Below are 18,795 nucleotides of genomic sequence, written 5' to 3'. Positions count from 1 at the left end.
TGACAAGTTCTAGAACAACGCCAGGTCGGAGACCGTGGCCGAAAAGCCGAGTTTCAGGGATGCATGGCGCAAGGGGCAGCACTGCATCGTGCCGGTGGAGGCGGTGGTGGAACCGGACTGGCGGAGTGGGAAGGTCGTCCCCACCAAGATCAAGCGCAAGGATGGGCTGCCCATGGGCATTGCCGGCTTGTGGGCCTCCAAGCGGCTGGACTCAGGCGAAGAGCTTCTGAGCTTCACCATGCTCACGGTGAACGCCGACGACCACGAGCTGTTCAAGCACTTTCACAAGCCCGGGGACGAGAAACGCATGGTGGTGATCCTGCACGAGCACCAGTACGACGAGTGGCTGAGCGCGCCGCCGGCCAAGTCCATGGAGTTCATGAAGCAATTCCCGGCGCACATGCTGATCTCGGTGCCGGATCCGGAGCGGGGGAAACGCAAACGTTGACAGGGCTGACCAGGCACCGACGCGCTGACGAACATGAGTGCACATCACGTGGATGACGATGAACACGAAGATGGCGAGCGTGGTCGTGCGATTGACTGAGCGGGCGCCGCATCTCCACTGGCGGACTATGATGAACGCCGAACGCCTGGGAAAATCATACTGACGCGCAAATGCCATTTGCAGACAAGAGTCTTCGCACCCGACGAGTCCTTCTATCTGATCACAGCCTTCCCAATGTACCGATGGGTGAGCAGCGCTTTCGTCAGTTGATGAGCCAGATAGGTGCGGCCTTCGCCCAAGCCGATGATGGTGAAGAGAAGCGCAGGCTGGCCAGAGAACGTGAGCGCCAGCATGAGCAGTGGCTCGCACAGCGAGAGGCCACAATCGTTGAGATCATCACCACCATGCGTCAGCTTGGTTTGAGCGCCGAGGACCTGAGTTGAGGTTTGGTGATTTGTGCTGCTTGTGCTTTTGACAGCGATCGAAGCATTTTGTTTTTCCATCAATACGACTGGTCAAGGCTGGCTGCTGCCGATGACCCAGCAGACCTTAAGGTCGGCCACCATGGTCACCTGTCATTCATGGATGAAGGGTCGAACGACCGCTGCACCCCCGTTACAGGGCGCTCAACACATGCCAGACTGATCGCGCTTCGAGAACGACTTCCCGCGCCCGAGGTGAGCGGCTGTGCCTGACCCGCTGCGGTCGGTAGACGCAGCTGTGAATCACACTTGGAGGGCGACTCCAACCCACAACAGGGTAGCAGCGGTTTTGATGCGGCCGCTCAGCATCTCTCCGTACCTGCGCCACCGGTCCGACCGAGCAACCGACGACAAAAGCGCGACTGGACAAGTGCATGATCGCGTGACAACTGCACCGAGCTCACACCTGCATGAATCCATACAGCACTGACCCCGCCAAACTGCCGTCCGCCATTTGGGTACTGGGCTTCGTCAGCATGTTGATGGACATTTCGTCCGAGATGATCCACAGCCTGCTGCCGCTGTTCATGGTGGGCACGCTGGGCGCCAGCGCGCTGGTGGTAGGCTTGGTAGAGGGGCTAGCCGAGTCGACGGCACTGATCGTCAAGGTGTTCTCTGGCGTACTCAGCGACTGGTGGGGCAGGCGCAAGGGCCTGGCAGTAGCCGGTTATGCGCTGGGTGCGCTGACCAAACCGCTGTTCGCGCTGGCACCAGGCATAGGCCTGGTGCTGACAGCGCGCTTGCTCGACCGCGTGGGAAAGGGTGTGCGCGGCGCTCCGCGCGATGCGCTGGTCGCCGACTTCGCGGCACCCGCAATGCGCGGGGCCGCTTTCGGCCTTCGCCAGTCGCTCGACACGGTGGGCGCCTTTCTGGGCCCCTTGCTGGCGGTCGGCCTGATGCTGCTGTGGGCCAACGACTTTCGCGCGGTGTTCTGGGTGGCGGTGGTGCCGGGTTTGCTGGCCGTGGCGCTGCTGGTGCTGGGTGTGCGCGAGCCCGAGCGCCCCGCAGGCCTGCGGCGCAGCAACCCGATCCGGCGTGAGAACCTGCGCCGCCTGGGCGGCACCTACTGGTGGGTGGTGGGGTTGGGCGCGGTGTTCACACTGGCGCGCTTCAGCGAGGCCTTTCTGGTGCTGCGCGCCGAGCAAAGCGGCGTGCCGCTGGCCCTGGTGCCGCTGGTGATGGTGGCGATGAATGGGGTCTATGCCGCATCGGCCTACCCCTTTGGCCGGCTGGCCGACCGCATGGACCACCGCACGCTACTGGCGCTGGGCCTGGCGGTGCTGATCGCAGCCGATCTGGTGCTGGCCAGCGGTACGCACTGGGCCACGCTGCTGGCCGGGGTGGCGCTGTGGGGCGTGCACATGGGCATGACGCAGGGCCTGCTGGCGACCATGGTGGCCGACACCGCACCAGACGATCTGCGCGGAACGGCTTTCGGCTTTTTCAACCTGGTCAGCGGTGTGGCGCTGCTGGCGGCCAGTGTGCTGGCCGGCCTGCTGTGGGACCAGCTGGGCGCGAACTTCACCTTCTATACCGGAGCGGCGTTCAGCGCGCTGGCACTGGCCGTGCTGCTGCTGCGCGGGCTGCGCTGAAAACCCTGCTGAGCGCTCAAGCGACGCTTCAATCGCTGCCCTAATGCTGCGCTATATCTGCACGCTCATGATCCATTCCGTCGACAGCGATTTTGCTGCGACGAACCCTACCAAGGAAATCACCATGAACCGCAAAAACACCCTCTCCATGATCATCGCCGCAGCCGGTCTGGCCACCGCTGGCGGACTGGCTTTTGCCAGCCAGGCGACCACCACCAACGACGCCCATGCCGATCTGGCCAAAGCGCAGATCACGCTGGAGCAAGCGGTGGGCTCCGCGCTGGGGCAGCACCCTGGCGGCAAGGCCACCAAGGCCGAGCTGGAGAGCAAAAAGGGCAGCGCGTATTTCGACGTCGAGGTCGCCACGGCAGACCAGAAGGTGTTCGATGTCAAGATCGATGCCGGCACTGGCAAAGTGCTGTCTAGCCAGCTCGACAAGAACGACGGCGCTGACGAAGGCGACGATGAGTGAGCATGAACCGCCCTGTGCCTACGGCAGGGCGGCTTGTGGCACCTGCCCGGTACCGGCGCCTTGGCGCGCCAGTACCGGGGCCACACAACCCGAGAAGGAGAAACCGCGTGCGCGTGCTGCTGGTGGAAGACGACCCCATGATCGGCCAGGCGATCCAGGCGGCCCTGCGCGACGAGTCGTACGCGGTGGACTGGGTGCGCCATGGCCAGCGGGCGCTGGATGCGCTGGCAACGCAGCACTACGACGTGGTGCTGCTGGACCTGGGGCTGCCGGGCAAAGATGGCATGGCGGTGCTGCAGGCCCTGCGGGGGCGCCAGAACCCGGTGCCGGTGCTGATCATCACCGCGCGCGATGGGCTGGAGGATCGCATCAAGGGGCTGGATGGCGGCGCCGACGACTATGTGCTAAAGCCCTTCGAAATGTCCGAATTGCTGGCCCGTATGCGGGCCGTTTTGCGTCGCAAAGGGGGCCAGGCGGAACCCTTGCTCGTCGGTGCGCAGCTTTCGCTGGACCCCGCCACCCACGAGGCAGCGGCGCAGGGGCGTGCGCCGGTGGTCTTGTCCAACCGGGAGTTCGCCTTGTTGCAGGCCTTGATGTTGCGGCCAGGGGCCATCCTGTCGCGCTCCGAACTGGAAGACCGCGTCTACGGCTGGGGCGAAGAGGTGGAGAGCAATGCGATCGATTTCCTGATCCACGGCCTGCGCAAGAAGCTGGGCGGTGAGGTCATTCGAAATGTCAGAGGTGCAGGATGGATGGTTTCCAAGAGCTCCTGAAGCGCTCCATTCAATGGCGCCTGGCCTGGGGCCTGTCGGCGGCCATCGTGCTGATGGCGCTGCTGGCCGGTTCGGTGGCGTTCTACACCGCGTTCCGGGAGGCCAACGAGTTGCAGGACGACATCCTGCGGCAGGTGGCCGCGCTGATCCGGCAGCAACCTGCCAGCGCATGGCAACAACTGAACGTGCAGGGCACCCATGGCCAGGAGTCGGCGTTCGAATCGCACCTGCTGGTGCAGGCGCTGCCGACGGCCGCTCAGCCACATCCGCCCGGGGCGCTGGGCCTGCCGGCCACGCTGGCCGATGGCCTGCACAGCCTGACGCTGGACGACGACCGCTACCGCGTGCTGGTGGCCTCGCTCGCCGATGGCCGGCGGTTTGTGGTGGCGCAAGAGACCCAGCTGCGCGACGACATTGCTTTGAACAGCGCTGCGCTGACCGTGCTGCCGCTGCTGGTGCTGGTGCCGGTGCTACTGCTGGTGGTGACGCTGCTGGTGCACGGCTTGCTGCGCCCGGTCACGCGGCTGGCCCGCGACATTGACGGGCGCAGCGATCAGGACCTGCAAGCGCTGCAGGACGCCCAGCTGCCGACGGAGATTCGGCCCTTTGTCAACGCCATCAACCGGCTGCTGGCGCGGGTGGCCGAGGCCGTGGACAGCCAGCGCCGTTTTGTGGCCGACGCCGCGCACGAGCTGTGCTCGCCCTTGACGGCGCTGTCGCTGCAGGCCGAGCGACTGGCCGCCACCGAACTGCCACACGAAGCGCGGCAGCGGCTGCAGGTGTTGCGCCAGGGAATTGAGCGCGGGCGCAACCTGCTCGATCAGTTGCTGACGCTGGCCCGCGCGCAAGCGGTGAGCCACGAGCCGGTACAGCCGGTGTCGGTGCAGCACGTTTACCGCCGCGTGCTGGAGGCTTTGATGCCGCTGGCGCATGCGCGCAACGTTGACCTGGGCATGATCGACGGGCCGGATGCGCAGGTACAGGTGCCCGAACTGGCCTTGTTCACGCTGGTGCGCAATGTGGTGGACAACGCGATCCGCTACACACCAGAAGGTGGGGTGGTGGACCTGCGGCTGCACGCCGATACCCGGCAGGTGGTACTGGAGGTCGAAGACAACGGCCCCGGCATCCCCGCCGACGAACGCGAACGCGTGCTCGACCCGTTCTACCGCGTGCTGGGCAACGAGGAACCGGGTTCGGGACTGGGGCTGTCCATCGTCTCGACCCTGGCGCAGCGGCTGGGCGGCCGGCTGGAGCTGCGCGACGCCACCCACTACCCGCACGGCCTGAACGTGCGCCTGACGCTGGCCCCGGGCGCAGCGCCGCAGCCCTGAGAGCGAGCCAACACGATGGACCGCTACCTGAACCTGCTGACGCCCGTCATTGAGCAGCATCACCTGCTGGGCTACGGGCTGGCCTTTGCCATCGCCTTGCTGGAGACTGTGCTGGTCGCGGGCCTGCTGCTGCCCGGCTCGACGGTGCTGTTGCTGCTGGGCGCGTTGTCCGCCGGGGGGCAGCTGGGGTTTGCCGGCGTGCTGTGTTTCGCGATCGCGGGCGCGATCGTTGGCGACAACTTCAACTTCTGGCTCGGCCAGCGCTATGGCAGCCACTGGGCCAAGAACGGGCTGTGGGGGCTGGGGCCGGAGCACTTTGCCAAAGCGCAGGGTTTTTTTGACCGGCACGGCGCCAGCAGCGTTTTCCTCGGGCGCTTCATTCCGTCGGTCAAGGAACTGGCGCCGGTGGTGGCCGGCATGGTGGGCATGCGCCAGCGCACGTTTGTGTTCTGGAATGTGCTGGGCGCGGTGGGCTGGGGGCTGCAGTGGGTGGGCGGCGGCTATCTGTTCGGGCATTCGATCCGGCTGGCGCAGGCCTGGATGTCGCGCGCCGCCCTGGCCTTGGCGCTGCTGCTGGTCTTCGGGGTGCTGCTGTGGTGGCTGCAGCGGCTTGTGCTGCGCCAGGGCATGAAGCTGTGGCGGGTGCTGGTGTCGCTGGGCCGTTCGCTGCGGCGCGCGCTGGCGGCCAACCCGTGGGTGCGGCGCTGGCAGCATCGGCACCCGGCCACGGCACGTTTTCTGGCGCTGCGCGTGGACCGCACGCATGCCCAGGGCCTGCCCCTGACCCTGGCGGCGTTGAGCCTGGTGTACGTGCTGGCGCTGTTTGTCGGCCTCGTCGAAGATGTCGTCACCTCCGATGCGGTCATCTCGACCGACCATGCCGCAGCGCAACTGGTGGCCGCGCTGCGCCCGCACAGCTGGGTGGCACCGGTGGCCGCCTTCACCCACCTGGGAGCACCTTCGGTGATCGCGGCCCTGCTGGCCTTGACCGCGCTGCTGCTGTGGCGGTCGGGCCTGGGCTATGCGATCACGGGGCTGTTGGTGTCGGTGCTGGGTGCGTCGCTGTTCGGGCATCTGGCCAAACTGACCTTCCAGCGACCCCGGCCCCTGGAGGCGGTGCTGACTGAAACCTCTTACGCCTTCCCCAGCGGCCACGCCACGGTGGCGGTGGCGTTCTACGCGTTTGTGGGCTATGTGCTGGTGCGCCTGAGCCGCACCTGGACCGCGCGGGTGCGGCTGTTCTTTGCGACCGCGCTGCTGGTGCTGCTGATCGGGCTCAGCCGCATCCTGCTGGGTGTGCACTACCTCAGCGATGTGTGGGCCGGGTTCCTGGTGGGCACGATGTGGCTGATCGTGGGGGTGAGCGTCAATGAGTGGCTCAGTGCCCGCGGTCTGTTGACCTGGCAGGCGCCTCTGTCGGTCGGGCGCCGCTGGGCCACCGGGGGCCTGGCGCTGCTGGCGGGCGCTGGCATTCTGGTTTTGCTGCCGGTCCACAGCCCGCCGCGTCGAGCGCCCGAACCCATGACGCCCACCGCCATCCACCAACCTTTGGCGCAGGCGCTGCAGGCCGCCCCGGCGCGCTGGACCACCACGGCCCTGGGGGCGCCAGAGCAGCCGCTGGGTCTGGCGCTGGTGGCGGCGGATGCTGCGGCGCTGCGCGCGCGCCTGCAGCAGGCGGGCTGGCAGGCGGCAGACCCACCCACGCTGCCCAAGCTCTTGCGGCTGCTGCGCGAAGGTGCCCACTACGTTGATGCCCCGCTGGGGCCGGTGTTCTGGGACCGGCAGATGAACGAACTGGCCTTTGTGCGCCAACGCTCTGCCACACCGGGGCAGCCGACGCAGACCCTGCGGCTGTGGGAAACCCCCTGGCGCCTGGGATCGGCGTCGGTTTTTGTTGGGGTGGCGCGCGATCAGACCGCTACCCGGTGGCGCCTGTTGCACCACTCACCGCCCGATGTGGACGCCGCCACCGATCGCGTCGTTGCAACCCTCCAGGCCAGCGCCGGGGCGGTGACGGTCTGCCGCATCGCCTGGGTTGCTCCCGGCACTGGGCGCTATCTGATGGGCCAGCCATTCTTCACGCGCGGAGAGCTTCAAGTGGTCAACGTGGGCACGCCGGCCACCGCCGAGCGGCTTTGCAGCCATACAAAAGAGGCGCCATGAAGCAGCAACTGTTTGCAAATACCGCGCGCCCTGCCTGGGCGGGTATTCGCCATGTCTGGCGCATAGAACGCAACTTTCGAGCCTGGGAAGTGCGACACACGGACCCACACAGTGGCGGGTTGAGGTGCCTCAGGCGCGCTTCAGGTCTGTAGCGGCACGTTTTCGGTCCTGAAATGTTGTGGGTGGGTGTTTCGACTCCCTATTCGTCCGTCTCGGAACACATTGGCCGAAGCTGCCCTAACTTACATCGTCGTAACAAGAGACCAGCGCCGCTCGCGCTCTGACGGACTCGCGGTTCAGGGCCAGAAAACGGTCACCCACACCACGGTTGCCAAACTTAGGCTAATCGCAACCGCAGCGCTTCCGATGTCCTTTGCGCGGCCGAGTAGGGGATGGATTTCTCCGGACACGGCGTCGGCCAATGCTTCGATGGCGGAGTTGATGAGTTCGATCAGCCAAACTTGAAGCACACTGGCGATGAGCAACAGACCCTGCCAACGGTCCGGTGCCCACGCAAGCGCAATCAGGATCAGCGGAATCCCGAGCACGACCTCCTGCCGAAAAGCAGCTTCGACCCGCCAAGCTGCCGCGAAGCCTCGCGCGGAGTAGCCGAAGGCACGCCAGAGGCGGCCCAGGCCACCTGAGCTCTTCAACTTCGCAGCCGGTGTTGCCAGTATGTTGTCCGCTCGGTGGTCAATCGAGTTCATCGTTCGCTTTCCTGAAGTCAAGATATGAGGGACTTGCTGCAGTGCGCCACAAGCGGGTGAGGTGAAACGACAGCACCGCGACGGTCCAGCAAACCCAAGCGGTCCAAAGCGAGTGACTGAGATAGTGCGCACCGCGCATCATCTGTACCCAGCCGAGCCCCAGCCCCACGGTCACGGTGACGATCAACCACCGTTTGGCGGCCACGGGTGAGCGGTCGCGCAACGCGAACCATCCCGGGAGGAACGCGAATGCCGAGGAAGCATGGCCTGATGGGAAGCATCCGCCCGGACCACCGTCTCGGACACCCAGCACCCAATGCGGAACGTACTGAGCGAGCCCGGTGCCGAACTCGGCCAGCGACCACGGGCAACTTGTCGCACTCGTTCGCTTGAGCAGCGGAATCAAGGACACGCACAACAGCGTCGTTGCCAACCACCACACCCGCTCGCGGCGCGACAGACCGCGCACAAACGCCAATGGCCACCACAGGCCTATCACTAGTACTCCGAACCAGGCCCAAGCCAACGCACGCGCACCGCTGTGAAGGACACCACCTGTCAACCAATGGTCACGCCAAACGAAGCCCTGCGCGCTGCCGTACAGCCGAGCAAGGGGTAGGTCGAGTCCGCCGATCTCCCAAGCCACCAACAATACGAGGCCGGCGCAGATCGTCGCCGCATTGCGCAGTGCCGAGCCCTGCGCCTGGTGCGAGACTGCCGGCAGTGACACGGGCGCCACCATCAGCGTCGACACACGGCGGAGATGTCGAGCTCGCGCTCATAGACGCTGGTGTCCACCTGCAGCAGCCCAAGAACAGAATGGAACAACTGGTCATGTCCCCATGGTTTGGCAGTCTGTGCTGCCAGGCAATCAACGTCGAGGCCGAAGCTGCGCATGAAGCCCGGAGACAGCCACCACACCATCGGAACCTGAGTCTGCTCCTTGGGCGCTATCGAATACGGCATCCCGTGCAGGTAAAGGCCGTTTTCTCCCAGTGACTCGCCGTGGTCCGACACGTACAGCATCGCGGTATCGAAGCTCGCCTCGCGGTCCTTCAGAAAGGCGATGGTGCGAGCCAGGATATGGTCGGTGTAAAGCAAGGCGTTGTCGTAGGCATTGACGATCTCCTCGCGGCTGCACTTTCGCAACTCTCCAGTGTCGCAGGTGGGTGCGAATCGACGAAATGCATCGGGGTAGCGCTTGAAGTACGTCGGCCCATGGTTGCCCAGCATGTGCAGCACAATCACCAGATTGCCCTGTGCATCGCGCGCCACGGTGTCCAGGCCGCGCAGCAAGGCCTCATCCATGCAGCGCCCGTCAGCGCACAGCTCGGGTAGTTGGCTCGCATCGATCTGCTGCAGCGGCAGGCCGTCGCAGGTGCCTTTGCAGCCCGACTGGTTATCTCGCCAAAGCACGCCGAAGCCCGCGCGCTTGAGCACGTGCAGGAGCGACTCGCTGCCACGGATGCGGTCTTCGTCGTAGTCGCGGCGGCCAATGGCCGAGAACATGCACGGTAGCGACGTTTCGGTATCGGTGCCGCAGGCGGTCACGTCGCGAAAGTTCAGCACACCGAGTTGGGCCAACTCCGGCGTCGTCTGGCGCGAGTAGCCACTGAGGCCCCAGTTCGCTGCGCGCGCCGTTTCGCCCACTGCAATCACGACCAACGCCGGCCGGGTGCGCGCAGCCCATGAGGATCCGAGTCGCGCATCGGTACCGACCATCGCCCGCGGCTTGCTGGCCTGGTGCGTGTCGGAGGCCAGAACGCGTCCACTCGAATACAGAACGTTCGCCGGCGTGATCAGGTAGCGCAGGTCTTTCTGATTGCGCATCAACGCCGAGAAATCCTGGAACACCAGCAGCACCGAACCGATCAGCAAGACAAACGCGCCGACGAGTGTGGCAGCACGCACAACGACCGCACGCGCCAGGGTGCGTTGTGTGATCTGCACCCGCCAGAGCAATGCCAGCGGTACCAGAGCATACAGCAGCAGGTGCGGAACCATACCCCAACTGAACAGCTCACCCGCCTCCGCCACATCGGTGCGGAACACGGCACGCAGGATGCTCGGGTTCAGAAAGACGCCGAAGCGCTGCATGTAGTAGGTGGCGAACGCGGTCGCGACAATCAGCACCGCCAGCAACGGCCGGGCGAAGCGTTGGTGCAACACCAGTAACAGCAGGAAGAGATGCAAGGCGGTCAGCAACAACAGCATCGCACCGCCGAACAGCCAGGTTCCGGTGTCCAACCACGAACGGTCGGCCGTTGCCGTGCGGATGAATGCGGTGTTGCAAGCGAAGGCGAAAAACAGACTGGCCGCCAGCGCGAGCACTTCGGTCGTGACTTTGGGGCGAACTCGCAACCATGCCGAGTCGATGCCATTTGATTCGAGCGCCAACTTCATATGGCGCAAACACCAGACACGCCAAACCGTCGCAAAAAGCTATCTGAGAACTGCATGCGACCGTATGGTCACGATGGCAGCTTAACCGTGACTTAACAACCTCCCATGAGCACTGTCAGTGCTGTGCCTCGGCACAGGTTGGCTCAATGCGAGCTTCAAAATTGGCACAAGGGCAAGTTCAGTTTCTCCGCCAGCGAGATGAAGGCCTGAACTCAACCTACATGGTCAAGTCATTGCCAGCGCGACGTTTGCACTGATAACAACCGTCGAGGTCAGATCACGTCGCGATGGACGGCGTCGTTGCGATTCGATGCCCGACCAGAACAGGCGGGTCTGGCTGCCGCGTGCCTTCAGAAAAGCGCACAACCACCATCAGACCTTTGCCGCCATCTGGCGTCTGCAGGCTGACGTGCGCGTTGTGGCGTTCGGCAATCGCCCTTACGATGGCCAGTCCGAGGCCACTGCCACCGCCGTCGTGCGCCAGCGCAGTGGCATCCGCACCTCGATAGAAGCGGTCGAACACGCGGGCCTGCTCGCCCTCCGAAATGCCGGGACCGTTGTCGACCACACGCAGCTCAGGCGAGCCGTTGCAGCAGCTCGCCTCAACATCCACAACGCCACCCGCCGGCGTGTACCGCAGAGCGTTCTCCACCAGATTGTTCAGTAGCACGGTCATCTGCTCGGGATCGGCGGCCACCACGATGCTCGTGGCAACGTTGCCTGGCGTGGTCGCACCGAGGTCGATGCCTCTGTGCAAGGCCTTGTTGCTGAAGTTGTCCACAACACTGCGGACGAGTTCAGCAAGATCGACCGGCTCGACGCGTGAGGTCTCGCCGTCCGGCTCTGTACGAGCAACATGCAGCAACTGCTCTACTAGTCGCTGTGATCTGGTTACGCCAGCCTCGAGATCTTGCAGAGCCCGTGCCCGGTCAATCTCGTTCTTTGATCTTTGAAGCAACTTCACTTGCAATCGCAATGCGGTCACTGGCGTGCGCAACTCATGTGCCGCATCGGCGAGAAAGCGCCGTTGCGCCGCAAACGAAACCGCCAGGCGGCTCATCAATTCGTTGATGGACGACACAAGCGGCGCGATTTCCGTCGGCACCTGTTCGACCGGTATCGGTTCCAGCGACCGCGCACTGCGTCGCGCGATGTCTTTAGCCGCTCCTTCCAGCGGGTAGAAGCCGCGTCGCAAGCCGAACACCAGCAATCCGCCGATTCCCACTGTGAGCCCAACCAAAGGCAGAAAGACCTTCTCAGCAGACTCACCAGCCATCTCGTCGCGGGACGCGACACGCTGCGCGGCCTGGGTCACGCCGTCGGCGCCGACTGTGGAATACACGACCCACGCCTCGCCTCCAACCACGGGCTGCGACAACCCTTCGATGTTGGAGAATGGCAGTGCGACGCGGGGGTCAGACGAGAAGATCTTCTGGCCCTGCGCTGTCCACATCAGCGTCACGATCTCCGAGTCATCGGCGATGTCGGTTCGCGTCGGCGACCCGACATCATCGGTCTGCCCGGATTGGTTACCCGCCTGGTGATAGCTCGCCACGGCCGTTGCGACGTGCTGCAGTTCGGCATCGAAGACCTCGTGCATCTCTTCGAGTGTAAAAAAGTAGACCGCCAGCGAAACGAGGAAGGCCCCCAAAGCCAGGGTGCCAAGTGTCCTACCCAACAGTGTTCTTTCAATCGATCGCATCAGCCCTCCGTAACGCGGTAGCCCACGCCGCGCACGTTCATGATCACGGTCGCGCCGAGCTTCTTGCGCAGATAGTGCATGTGCACCTCAATTGCGTTGCTGCCGACCTCCTCCCCCCACCCGTACACGGTTTCCTCCAGCTTCTGGCGCGAAACAACGGTGCCAGGGCGCTGCATCAAGGCTTCCAGCACGGCGAACTCCCGCGTCGACAGTTCAACCGGCCGTCCGCTCTGGGTCACCGAACGCCGCTCCGGGTCGAGACTCAGCGAGCCGATCACCAGCAACGACGAGCCGCTGCCAGCATGGCGCCGCAACACGGCCCGTACACGGGCCAAAAGTTCGTCCGGATCGAAGGGCTTGAGTACGTAGTCATCGGCACCGGCGGTCAGCCCCGCGATCCGGTCCTGTACGGTATCTCTCGCGGAGACAATCACAATAGGTAAGTGATTGCCCATCCTGCGCAGCGTAGTGAGCAGGGCCATGCCATCCTTCTTGGGCAATCCAAGGTCGAGGATGGCCAGGTCATAAGCAACGCTGGACATAGACAACTCGGCGGCATGCCCATCGGTTACCCAGTCCACCGCGAAACCAGCTTGCACCAAGCCTTCGCGAACGGCCTTGCCGATCATGGAGTCATCTTCGATGAGTAGTATTCGCATGGTGTTCGCGAGGATACTTGTTCAGTAGCAGGGAGATACCCCAACCACGAACGCGCGCGCGACCTCGCGCTTGTTGGGTGCGAGCGCGACGCCCGGCTTGAAATGCGAGGCCTAGAAAGTGAATTCGATTTGCTTGCTCTCGCGCACCATCAACAACTCCACTTTGCCGAACAATTTATCGAGCTGCGAATCGTCCCGGCGGTTCACATCCTTGGCAAGGCCGATTGGGCTCGACGTTGATCGCTGGTTCCCCTGCGCGTGAAAGCCGATGTTTGGAGTCGGGAACCAGTCGAAGCAGTAGGTGGCGCGGCGCCAACCGCTCGCGAATGCTCTATGACCGCAGTACATCGCACAACTGCCATTCGTGCCGTCCCCGGTCACTGTACCCTACTGCCGCTTCGTGGCGGGTAGCGTGAGTTCGCCTGGCTACACCCACCGGCAGCAATCGCTGCATGTGCGACGTTGAACAACACCCGTCAGTTGATTAGGTCAAAGGTTGCTGCAGCTGTCGGATTCGTTGGTAGGAACTCCCGAAAGGGAGTGCCGCACGCCATACACAGCACACGCAGGGACGGCTTTCCCCAGATGTTCTGCCCGCAGCCGCAGGTGAACTTCACCCGGTTGGACTTGTTTGTGGCCGGCGCGGCAACCCCGTTGGTCACGGTCGGCTGCACCACCAGGCTGGTGGCAACCGGCAATGCTTGCGCCGGCGTCGAGCCGCCGCCGACGGCCGCACTCAGCTGCATCGCCTCGCACTGCTGGCCAGCGGCCACCACTTCCGGCGCAGGGAACCGGTCGTACCAGCTGATCCGGAAGTCAGCCGTCACCAGCGCCGCGCAAGCCTGCAGGAAGCGGCCGCCCTCGATGGCGTAGTCGGCCATACAGTCACCGGTCCGTTGGCCACCTGGCTTGCCGGTAGAGGAGGGCATCAGGCCAATGGCCTCCATCTTGTCGGCCCACTGGCCGTTGTGATACCGGCCTCGACCAGGCTTGTCAAAGTGGGCTTGCCACAGGTGGACCATCTCATGGACCAGGGTCTGCATGGTCTCGACCAGGGGGACCACGGCGAAGTAGGCCGGGTTCAGCGCGATCTCGTCGGTGGTGCGTCCGTCCAGATCCGCAAAGCGCTGGTGCGAGAAGTACCCGCAGGTGCGCTTCTCCCGCTGCAGGGTGATCAGGCACGCCGGGAGCGCGCTCTCGAACAGCGCCTGGTTGAAGTGGTCGTAGGCCCGCTGCAGCTCCGTGTAGTTCTGGGCCGTTGGAGTGGAGCCCTCTTGCTTCATTCTTTGTATTGTGCATTACAAATCACTTGTTTTTTAGTGCTCTGTTGTCGTAACATGCCGACATCAACCCGTTGCCGGGTTCAATGGAGATCAAGATGTCTGTTCACACACTGCCAAGCCGAGACTTCGCCCGGGACGTGAGCAATGCCAAGCGCCTGGCCAGCGACGGGCCGGTCTTCATCACGGACCGGGGCAAACCTGCCTTTGCACTGCTCAAAATCGAGGACTACTACCGCTTGAGCAAGACCAAGCCAAGAAGCCTGCTGGAGGTCATGGACGCAATTCCGGGTGGTGACTTCGACTTCGAGGTGCCCCGCATGGACGGCGAGTTCAAGCCCGCGTCGTTCGATTGAGCCCGATGTTTCTGCTGGACACCAATGTCGTTTCCGAGCTACGGCAAGGCAAGCCAGTGCGCAATGAGCACGTGCTCGCCTGGGCGAGAGGGCAGGACGTGGCCATGCTGTACCTTTCGGCGGTCACCGTGTTCGAGCTGGAAGTCGGGGTGCGAACCATGGAGCGCAAGGACGCGGCGCAGGGCCAGAGACTGCGCGCTTGGTGCACGCAGGTATTCGAGGAGTTTGCCCAGCGCATCCTGCCCTTCGCGGAGACCACCGCGATAGTGTGCGCACCGCTGCATGTTCCCGACAAGCGGCCGTATCGCGATTCGATGATTGCCGCGACTGCGCTGGAGCATCGTTTCACCTTGGTCACCCGCAACGTCGCGGACTTCCAGATCCCAGGGCTCAAGCTCTTGAACCCTTGGGAGTCCAGCCAGATTGGCCAATGAGGAGGGCATGTTGTTGAACAAGTCCGGCGCTGACGACATCGAGGCGCCTGTGGAAGGCACCATGCAGGATCTGGACGTCGCCGGCATGGCCTGGTGGAACGGCTTATCCGAGGCCGACCGGCGCTACTGGTGCCTGGCAGCGATGACGGCCGTGCCGGCGGAGGCCTGGAAGTATTTCCGGCTGGTGACGGCGCCGCGCAAACCGGTGAAGATCAATCACAGCGATTGACGCGTGCCGACGTAGGTTGCGCACTGGGAAGGACTCGACGAAAATCCCCCTCAAACCCAAAGGGAGAACACCATGTCTGCAAAGCTCTTCTATCGCCTGGTCGATGCGGCAGCCGAGAAGGTCTACCGCGCTGCGACCGTGCTCGGGCCTGCGGTCGGGGGTGCAGTTCTCGATGGTATGGCTCGTGGAGCAGCGCACGGAAGCCGAAACGAGGCGGTACTAGGAAGCGATTTCCCGGACGCGACGGACGTGACCCATCTGAATTGGGATGCTACTTACGGCCACACGGTTGGCCGTAAGTAGTTTCATCTTCTGCCTCTTCCTGCCGATGATGAAGTGATGTTGCGGGCGGTCCCATCTGCGCCCTTGACGATGTCCGTCAGGCTCGCATTGATGTTGATCCCGATCCAAGCCATCATCCCCGTCCAGAGCAGCGGCAACCCGATGAACATCCCCAGCATCAGCAGGTTCAGCAGCATCCGCTTGTGACCCTGCATGGCCGACCCGAAGATGTCGGTCAGGGTGAAGCTGCCGACCGGGTACATGGCGCGGATCAGGTGGGCATCCACCCACACCGTGATCGCCCACAGGGCGCCCCAGAACTTCACCGTGAAGACGCCGATGGCGCCGTAGAGCATCACCTTGAGGTTGTAGCCGGAGAAGAAGGTCACCAGGGGCAGGAACATGTACATCCCCATGAGGATCAGCGCCTGCATCATCAGCAGCCCGTTCTTGAGCGGCCCTGAGGTGATGTAGCTCAGCAACGAGACGATGCCCAGCCCGACGTTTGAGAGCACACCTCCGGCCGTCCTGGCCACGCCATCGGCGATGCCGGCTGGGTCGCTGATGCGTGCGTTCTGGTACCAGCGGTCGCCCAACGCCTGTGTCGGATCGACGAACATCGGGTTGGCCTTGACCTGGGCCAGGCGGGCCAACTCGTCCTTGGTCCGGTCCTCGCTGGAGAACAGCGTGCGCGCCCGCCCCCACAAGGCCTGCCAGTCGGAAGAATGGGTGATCATGGCCTCGCGCAGTCCGATGCGGGTGTCCTCCCACCACTCGCGGCAGGTCGGGCGTCCCCAGTCGGGATTGGCGAAGCCCTCGAACGGCAAGGGCTCGCCCGAAGAGGGGTTGTAGTAGTCGACATCGCGCCCGAAGTCGACGGCAAAGCCGGTGACCGGGTTGACCGAGCGCATGTCGCTGTAGAAGCCCGGCTCGGTGCGGAACAGCTGCGAGCCCATCCAGCCGGTGTCGTCCGGTCCGTACTCGGTGTTGGTGGTGGCGATGATTGCGCGGCCGGCAGCCGTGAGGTCCGCAGGGTCCATCTGGATGAACCGGCTTTGCGCCGGCACGAAGCACTCGCTGTAGAAGCGCTGGATGTTGTGCAACAGGCGCGGGTCTTCAATGGTGGCGATGCGCGCCAATTCCTCGACCGCGCGCAACTCGCTCTGGCTGGCATTCAGTCCCGCTTTGATCGAGTGGTTCATGCCTGAGGAGATCGCCAACACCGTCATCCACCAGGCAGGCACGTGGGCCAGTGATCCGCTGACGTTGCTCATGCTGCCGTCGATAGCATCGACCAGCGCCGCGTCGTAGGTCGATCCCGTCCCGCTGTCGCGGGAGACTTCGGGTGGGTTGGGCTCCAGCGCCGTGGGCGGCGGCTGGTAGCGCAGGTTGATCGAATGCAGCGAGGTCAGCGGGCTGGTCGCAAAGCAGGTCATGAAGACGAACAGGCCCACGATGAGCTGGGTGCCGATGCTGTCGACCAGGCCGAAGACGCCGATCTGCTCGGCGCCCTGTTCCTTGGCCTGGCGCCAGGCGTTGAAGGCCATGACCATGAAGGGCAGCACGACCAGGCCGGTGCCCGTCAGGGCCTCGCCAATGATGTTGGCGAAGGCCCAGCCGTACATGGTGGTGAAGATTTCCAGGTAGGAGTCCAGTTGCATGGTTCGATCCTTCCTGTGTCAGCCGCCAAGCACCCGCAGCAAGGTCGCGGGTCCCACCGGGATCAAGAGCCAGTAGGCCAGCATCATCAGCAAGCCCTTGCCGCGCGCCGCAAGGGCTTGCTCGTACTCCCACTCCTGGACGATGCCGCGGCGGCGCCCCCAGTTCACCACCTGCGTCCAGCCCAAGCCGATGAGCACGATCAACGCGCCCTGGATGGCGATGCCCCAGGGCTTGAGCACCCGAACCGTATCCAGCTGCGTCTCCAGCTGGACGTCCAGGGCGAGGAAGATGGCGACGATCACGCCGATGAGCAGCACCAGCGCCAGCATGCTTAGGGCGGGCAGCAGCTTGCGCAGCCAGCGCTTTGAGCGGCTGGTACTGGGCATGGGTTGGACGGGGAGGGGGTTGTTCATGAGTACCTCGGCTCAGGGAGTGGTTCGCACGCGGCCACCATCGAGCGGTGCGGGATCGAGGCGGCCGGCTGGCGGTACGCGGGTGGCCTGGCCATCGCGTTGGGTGCCCGATTCCAGGATGGCCAGCGCGTTGTTGGCGGTGATTTCCTTTCGGATGCGGTGCTCGAACATCAGGTCCTCGATGTGCTGCGTCATGCGTGCGACCTTGCTTTGCATGTCCTGTGAGACCTTGCCGGCTGCTGTGACCTCGGGCAGGCTCATGCCGGTGATCAGCGCGTTGCGCGCGATCAGGGCCTTGTCCACCACCCGCTGCATGCCCAGCTCATGGGCCAGGCGGCTGGAGGCCAGGGTGCGGTTCTCTGCGGGCATGTTGCGCAGGGCCTGCACGACCTGGGCGTTGACGGTGATGCCAGGTGCGCCGATTTCGGCGAGGGCCGCGCTGGTGGGGATGGTGGTGCCGTTGACGATGGCCTCCAGGCGCGGGCGCACCAGGGCGATCTCTTCCTCCAGCAGAGGACCCAGACCGGTGGCGGTCGAGGTGGATGTGGCCGCTGGGCAGTTGGCGATGCCCTCGCACAGGTAGATCTGCTGGTCGCCCAGCACCTTGGTGGTGAACACCGCCAGCGCGTCCGACGTTGGGAACGCGGCCACCATCCGGGCGTCTGCTGGGCCACCACCGGAGGAGCCAGGCTGGCGGTTGAGAGTGACGTTGTAGCCCGCGACCGAGAGGTCGCGTACCGGCCGCAGCGGCTGGGTACCAACCCCTCCAGCCCGCTGTCCGAAGATCCAGCTCACGCCGTTGCGGTGGCCTTCCTCCTGCTCGTTGATGGCCCGTTTGGCCTCGACCACGTCGCCGTTGAGGGAGGCGCGCATGCGCCAGGACTCACCCTTGGCAATGCCCGCCCATTCCTCGTAGGGGTTGTCGCCCTGCTTGATTGCGGCCTCCATCTCCTCGCAGGTCTTCAAGGCAGCTGCGATCATGGCGTCGGCCTTGAGCGAGTAGGTCTGGAACAGCTGGTAGAGACCGGGCTGGGCACGCTCAAAGATGTACATCGGCAGCGCAGCGATGCCGGCGCGAATGGCGTTGGAGAGCGTGTCGCCGAACTGCTCGATATTGTTCATCAACGTCTGCCAGGACAGACCGATGTCGAACTTGCCGCAGGAGTAGTTCAGCCGCAGGTTGGCCGCGAGGCTTAGCTGCAGCGGGATCTGGGAGCGGTAGTTGGCGTTGCCACCCGGCGAGTTGCCGCCGAGCTGGTAGTACAGCGCGCCGCGCGAGGCCTGCGCGCTGGCGGGCGCGGACCAGGTCAGTGCCACCAGGCCGGCCAGGACGAAGCCGGCCAGCAGGGGCCGCACACGAAAACGGAGTCGGTTGTGGGTCATGGTGGTTCCAGGAAGAAGTGG

The 18,795-nt window shown here is 64.3% G+C and carries 19 protein-coding genes and 1 pseudogene; 11 read left to right on the top strand and 9 right to left on the bottom strand.

Features of this window, described 5'->3' with window-relative positions:
* Window positions 1-28 precede the first annotated feature (28 nt).
* From HPF_RS11490 to HPF_RS11460, 7 genes and pseudogenes are all read left to right on the top strand, one after another.
* A pseudogene (locus tag HPF_RS11490) lies at window positions 29-448 on the top strand (SOS response-associated peptidase family protein); the annotation flags it as partial.
* A 242-nt stretch (window positions 449-690) separates the two neighbouring features.
* The gene (locus HPF_RS11485; RefSeq protein ID WP_133156661.1) at window positions 691-891 is read left to right on the top strand and encodes a hypothetical protein; all 201 of its coding nucleotides are present in this window, start codon (window positions 691-693) and stop codon (window positions 889-891) included.
* Between the two features lie 449 nt (window positions 892-1,340).
* Complete coding sequence (locus tag HPF_RS11480; RefSeq protein WP_079367235.1) at window positions 1,341-2,522, top strand: MFS transporter; 1,182 nt, start codon at window positions 1,341-1,343, stop codon at window positions 2,520-2,522.
* Window positions 2,523-2,565: 43 nt separating this feature from the next.
* Window positions 2,566-2,994 carry a PepSY domain-containing protein gene (locus HPF_RS11475; RefSeq protein WP_243721735.1) on the top strand — a complete coding sequence of 143 codons (429 nt, stop codon included), beginning with the start codon at window positions 2,566-2,568 and terminating at the stop codon, window positions 2,992-2,994.
* Between the two features lie 107 nt (window positions 2,995-3,101).
* Window positions 3,102-3,767 carry a response regulator transcription factor gene (locus HPF_RS11470; RefSeq protein WP_079367236.1) on the top strand — a complete coding sequence of 222 codons (666 nt, stop codon included), beginning with the start codon at window positions 3,102-3,104 and terminating at the stop codon, window positions 3,765-3,767.
* Window positions 3,743-5,101 (top strand): ATP-binding protein, encoded by a 1,359-nt coding sequence (locus tag HPF_RS11465; protein ID WP_079367237.1) that lies wholly within the window; start codon window positions 3,743-3,745, stop codon window positions 5,099-5,101. The genes HPF_RS11470 and HPF_RS11465 overlap by 25 nt, the downstream gene beginning before the upstream one ends.
* Window positions 5,102-5,116: 15 nt before the next feature.
* On the top strand, window positions 5,117-7,264 hold the full coding sequence (locus HPF_RS11460) for a bifunctional DedA family/phosphatase PAP2 family protein (RefSeq protein WP_079367238.1): 2,148 nt from the start codon (window positions 5,117-5,119) through the stop codon (window positions 7,262-7,264).
* A 296-nt stretch (window positions 7,265-7,560) separates the two neighbouring features.
* Here the strand turns inward: HPF_RS11460 and HPF_RS11455 are convergent, their stop codons facing one another.
* The 6 genes from HPF_RS11455 to HPF_RS11430 form a co-directional block, all read right to left on the bottom strand.
* Window positions 7,561-7,971 (bottom strand): diacylglycerol kinase, encoded by a 411-nt coding sequence (locus tag HPF_RS11455; protein ID WP_079367239.1) that lies wholly within the window; start codon window positions 7,969-7,971, stop codon window positions 7,561-7,563.
* Window positions 7,958-8,701 carry a phosphatase PAP2 family protein gene (locus HPF_RS11450; RefSeq protein ID WP_243721734.1) on the bottom strand — a complete coding sequence of 248 codons (744 nt, stop codon included), beginning with the start codon at window positions 8,699-8,701 and terminating at the stop codon, window positions 7,958-7,960. Before HPF_RS11450 ends, HPF_RS11455 begins: the two co-directional genes overlap by 14 nt.
* Window positions 8,702-8,712: 11 nt before the next feature.
* Window positions 8,713-10,374, bottom strand: a complete 1,662-nt coding sequence (locus HPF_RS11445) for a phosphoethanolamine transferase (protein WP_133156660.1) — start codon at window positions 10,372-10,374, stop codon at window positions 8,713-8,715.
* A gap of 277 nt (window positions 10,375-10,651) precedes the next feature.
* On the bottom strand, window positions 10,652-12,076 hold the full coding sequence (locus HPF_RS11440; protein ID WP_133156659.1) for a sensor histidine kinase: 1,425 nt from the start codon (window positions 12,074-12,076) through the stop codon (window positions 10,652-10,654).
* Window positions 12,076-12,735, bottom strand: a complete 660-nt coding sequence (locus tag HPF_RS11435) for a response regulator (protein ID WP_079367243.1) — start codon at window positions 12,733-12,735, stop codon at window positions 12,076-12,078. Before HPF_RS11435 ends, HPF_RS11440 begins: the two co-directional genes overlap by 1 nt.
* Window positions 12,736-13,211: 476 nt before the next feature.
* The gene (locus HPF_RS11430; RefSeq protein WP_133156658.1) at window positions 13,212-14,018 is read right to left on the bottom strand and encodes a SprT-like domain-containing protein; all 807 of its coding nucleotides are present in this window, start codon (window positions 14,016-14,018) and stop codon (window positions 13,212-13,214) included.
* 95 nt (window positions 14,019-14,113) lie between these two features.
* Here HPF_RS11430 and HPF_RS11425 point away from each other — a divergent pair, with 95 nt between their 5' ends.
* The 4 genes from HPF_RS11425 (at window position 14,114) to HPF_RS11410 (ending at window position 15,337) form a co-directional block, all read left to right on the top strand.
* Window positions 14,114-14,371 carry a type II toxin-antitoxin system prevent-host-death family antitoxin gene (locus HPF_RS11425; protein ID WP_066260937.1) on the top strand — a complete coding sequence of 86 codons (258 nt, stop codon included), beginning with the start codon at window positions 14,114-14,116 and terminating at the stop codon, window positions 14,369-14,371.
* Window positions 14,372-14,376: 5 nt separating this feature from the next.
* Window positions 14,377-14,805 carry a type II toxin-antitoxin system VapC family toxin gene (locus tag HPF_RS11420; protein WP_133156657.1) on the top strand — a complete coding sequence of 143 codons (429 nt, stop codon included), beginning with the start codon at window positions 14,377-14,379 and terminating at the stop codon, window positions 14,803-14,805.
* Window positions 14,806-14,812: 7 nt separating this feature from the next.
* Complete coding sequence (locus tag HPF_RS11415) at window positions 14,813-15,034, top strand: hypothetical protein (protein ID WP_133156656.1); 222 nt, start codon at window positions 14,813-14,815, stop codon at window positions 15,032-15,034.
* A 72-nt stretch (window positions 15,035-15,106) separates the two neighbouring features.
* Window positions 15,107-15,337 (top strand): hypothetical protein, encoded by a 231-nt coding sequence (locus tag HPF_RS11410; RefSeq protein WP_133156655.1) that lies wholly within the window; start codon window positions 15,107-15,109, stop codon window positions 15,335-15,337.
* Window positions 15,338-15,339: 2 nt separating this feature from the next.
* Here HPF_RS11410 and HPF_RS11405 read toward each other — a convergent pair whose 3' ends face one another.
* Genes HPF_RS11405 through HPF_RS11395 form a run of 3 tightly spaced genes read right to left on the bottom strand, consistent with a single transcriptional unit; the run spans window position 15,340 to window position 18,774 of the window.
* Window positions 15,340-16,977 carry a conjugal transfer protein TraG N-terminal domain-containing protein gene (locus tag HPF_RS11405; RefSeq protein ID WP_133156654.1) on the bottom strand — a complete coding sequence of 546 codons (1,638 nt, stop codon included), beginning with the start codon at window positions 16,975-16,977 and terminating at the stop codon, window positions 15,340-15,342.
* A gap of 18 nt (window positions 16,978-16,995) precedes the next feature.
* Window positions 16,996-17,391 carry a hypothetical protein gene (locus tag HPF_RS11400; protein WP_133156653.1) on the bottom strand — a complete coding sequence of 132 codons (396 nt, stop codon included), beginning with the start codon at window positions 17,389-17,391 and terminating at the stop codon, window positions 16,996-16,998.
* A 12-nt stretch (window positions 17,392-17,403) separates the two neighbouring features.
* Window positions 17,404-18,774: an integrating conjugative element protein gene (locus tag HPF_RS11395; protein ID WP_133156652.1), complete on the bottom strand. Its 1,371-nt coding sequence runs from the start codon at window positions 18,772-18,774 to the stop codon at window positions 17,404-17,406.
* Window positions 18,775-18,795: the final 21 nt, after the last annotated feature.

This window comes from Hydrogenophaga pseudoflava (assembly GCF_004353865.1).
Lineage (GTDB): Bacteria > Pseudomonadota > Gammaproteobacteria > Burkholderiales > Burkholderiaceae_C > Hydrogenophaga > Hydrogenophaga pseudoflava.
Note: the sequence above shows the minus strand (reverse complement) of the source record. Positions and strands in the feature narration are given on the sequence as shown.

What these genes read in the sequence shown, in the direction of transcription:
- HPF_RS11485 (WP_133156661.1), top strand. Translation starts at nt 691, where the DNA reads ATGGGTGAGCAGCGCTTTCGTCAGTTGATGAGCCAGATAGGTGCGGCC.
- HPF_RS11480 (WP_079367235.1), top strand. Translation starts at nt 1,341, where the DNA reads ATGAATCCATACAGCACTGACCCCGCCAAACTGCCGTCCGCCATTTGG.
- HPF_RS11475 (WP_243721735.1), top strand. Translation starts at nt 2,566, where the DNA reads ATGCTGCGCTATATCTGCACGCTCATGATCCATTCCGTCGACAGCGAT.
- HPF_RS11465 (WP_079367237.1), top strand. Translation starts at nt 3,743, where the DNA reads ATGGATGGTTTCCAAGAGCTCCTGAAGCGCTCCATTCAATGGCGCCTG.
- HPF_RS11460 (WP_079367238.1), top strand. Translation starts at nt 5,117, where the DNA reads ATGGACCGCTACCTGAACCTGCTGACGCCCGTCATTGAGCAGCATCAC.
- HPF_RS11455 (WP_079367239.1), bottom strand. Translation starts at nt 7,971, where the DNA reads ATGAACTCGATTGACCACCGAGCGGACAACATACTGGCAACACCGGCT.
- HPF_RS11445 (WP_133156660.1), bottom strand. Translation starts at nt 10,374, where the DNA reads ATGAAGTTGGCGCTCGAATCAAATGGCATCGACTCGGCATGGTTGCGA.
- HPF_RS11440 (WP_133156659.1), bottom strand. Translation starts at nt 12,076, where the DNA reads ATGCGATCGATTGAAAGAACACTGTTGGGTAGGACACTTGGCACCCTG.
- HPF_RS11435 (WP_079367243.1), bottom strand. Translation starts at nt 12,735, where the DNA reads ATGCGAATACTACTCATCGAAGATGACTCCATGATCGGCAAGGCCGTT.
- HPF_RS11430 (WP_133156658.1), bottom strand. Translation starts at nt 14,018, where the DNA reads ATGAAGCAAGAGGGCTCCACTCCAACGGCCCAGAACTACACGGAGCTG.
- HPF_RS11425 (WP_066260937.1), top strand. Translation starts at nt 14,114, where the DNA reads ATGTCTGTTCACACACTGCCAAGCCGAGACTTCGCCCGGGACGTGAGC.
- HPF_RS11420 (WP_133156657.1), top strand. Translation starts at nt 14,377, where the DNA reads ATGTTTCTGCTGGACACCAATGTCGTTTCCGAGCTACGGCAAGGCAAG.
- HPF_RS11415 (WP_133156656.1), top strand. Translation starts at nt 14,813, where the DNA reads ATGTTGTTGAACAAGTCCGGCGCTGACGACATCGAGGCGCCTGTGGAA.
- HPF_RS11410 (WP_133156655.1), top strand. Translation starts at nt 15,107, where the DNA reads ATGTCTGCAAAGCTCTTCTATCGCCTGGTCGATGCGGCAGCCGAGAAG.
- HPF_RS11405 (WP_133156654.1), bottom strand. Translation starts at nt 16,977, where the DNA reads ATGCAACTGGACTCCTACCTGGAAATCTTCACCACCATGTACGGCTGG.
- HPF_RS11400 (WP_133156653.1), bottom strand. Translation starts at nt 17,391, where the DNA reads ATGAACAACCCCCTCCCCGTCCAACCCATGCCCAGTACCAGCCGCTCA.
- HPF_RS11395 (WP_133156652.1), bottom strand. Translation starts at nt 18,774, where the DNA reads ATGACCCACAACCGACTCCGTTTTCGTGTGCGGCCCCTGCTGGCCGGC.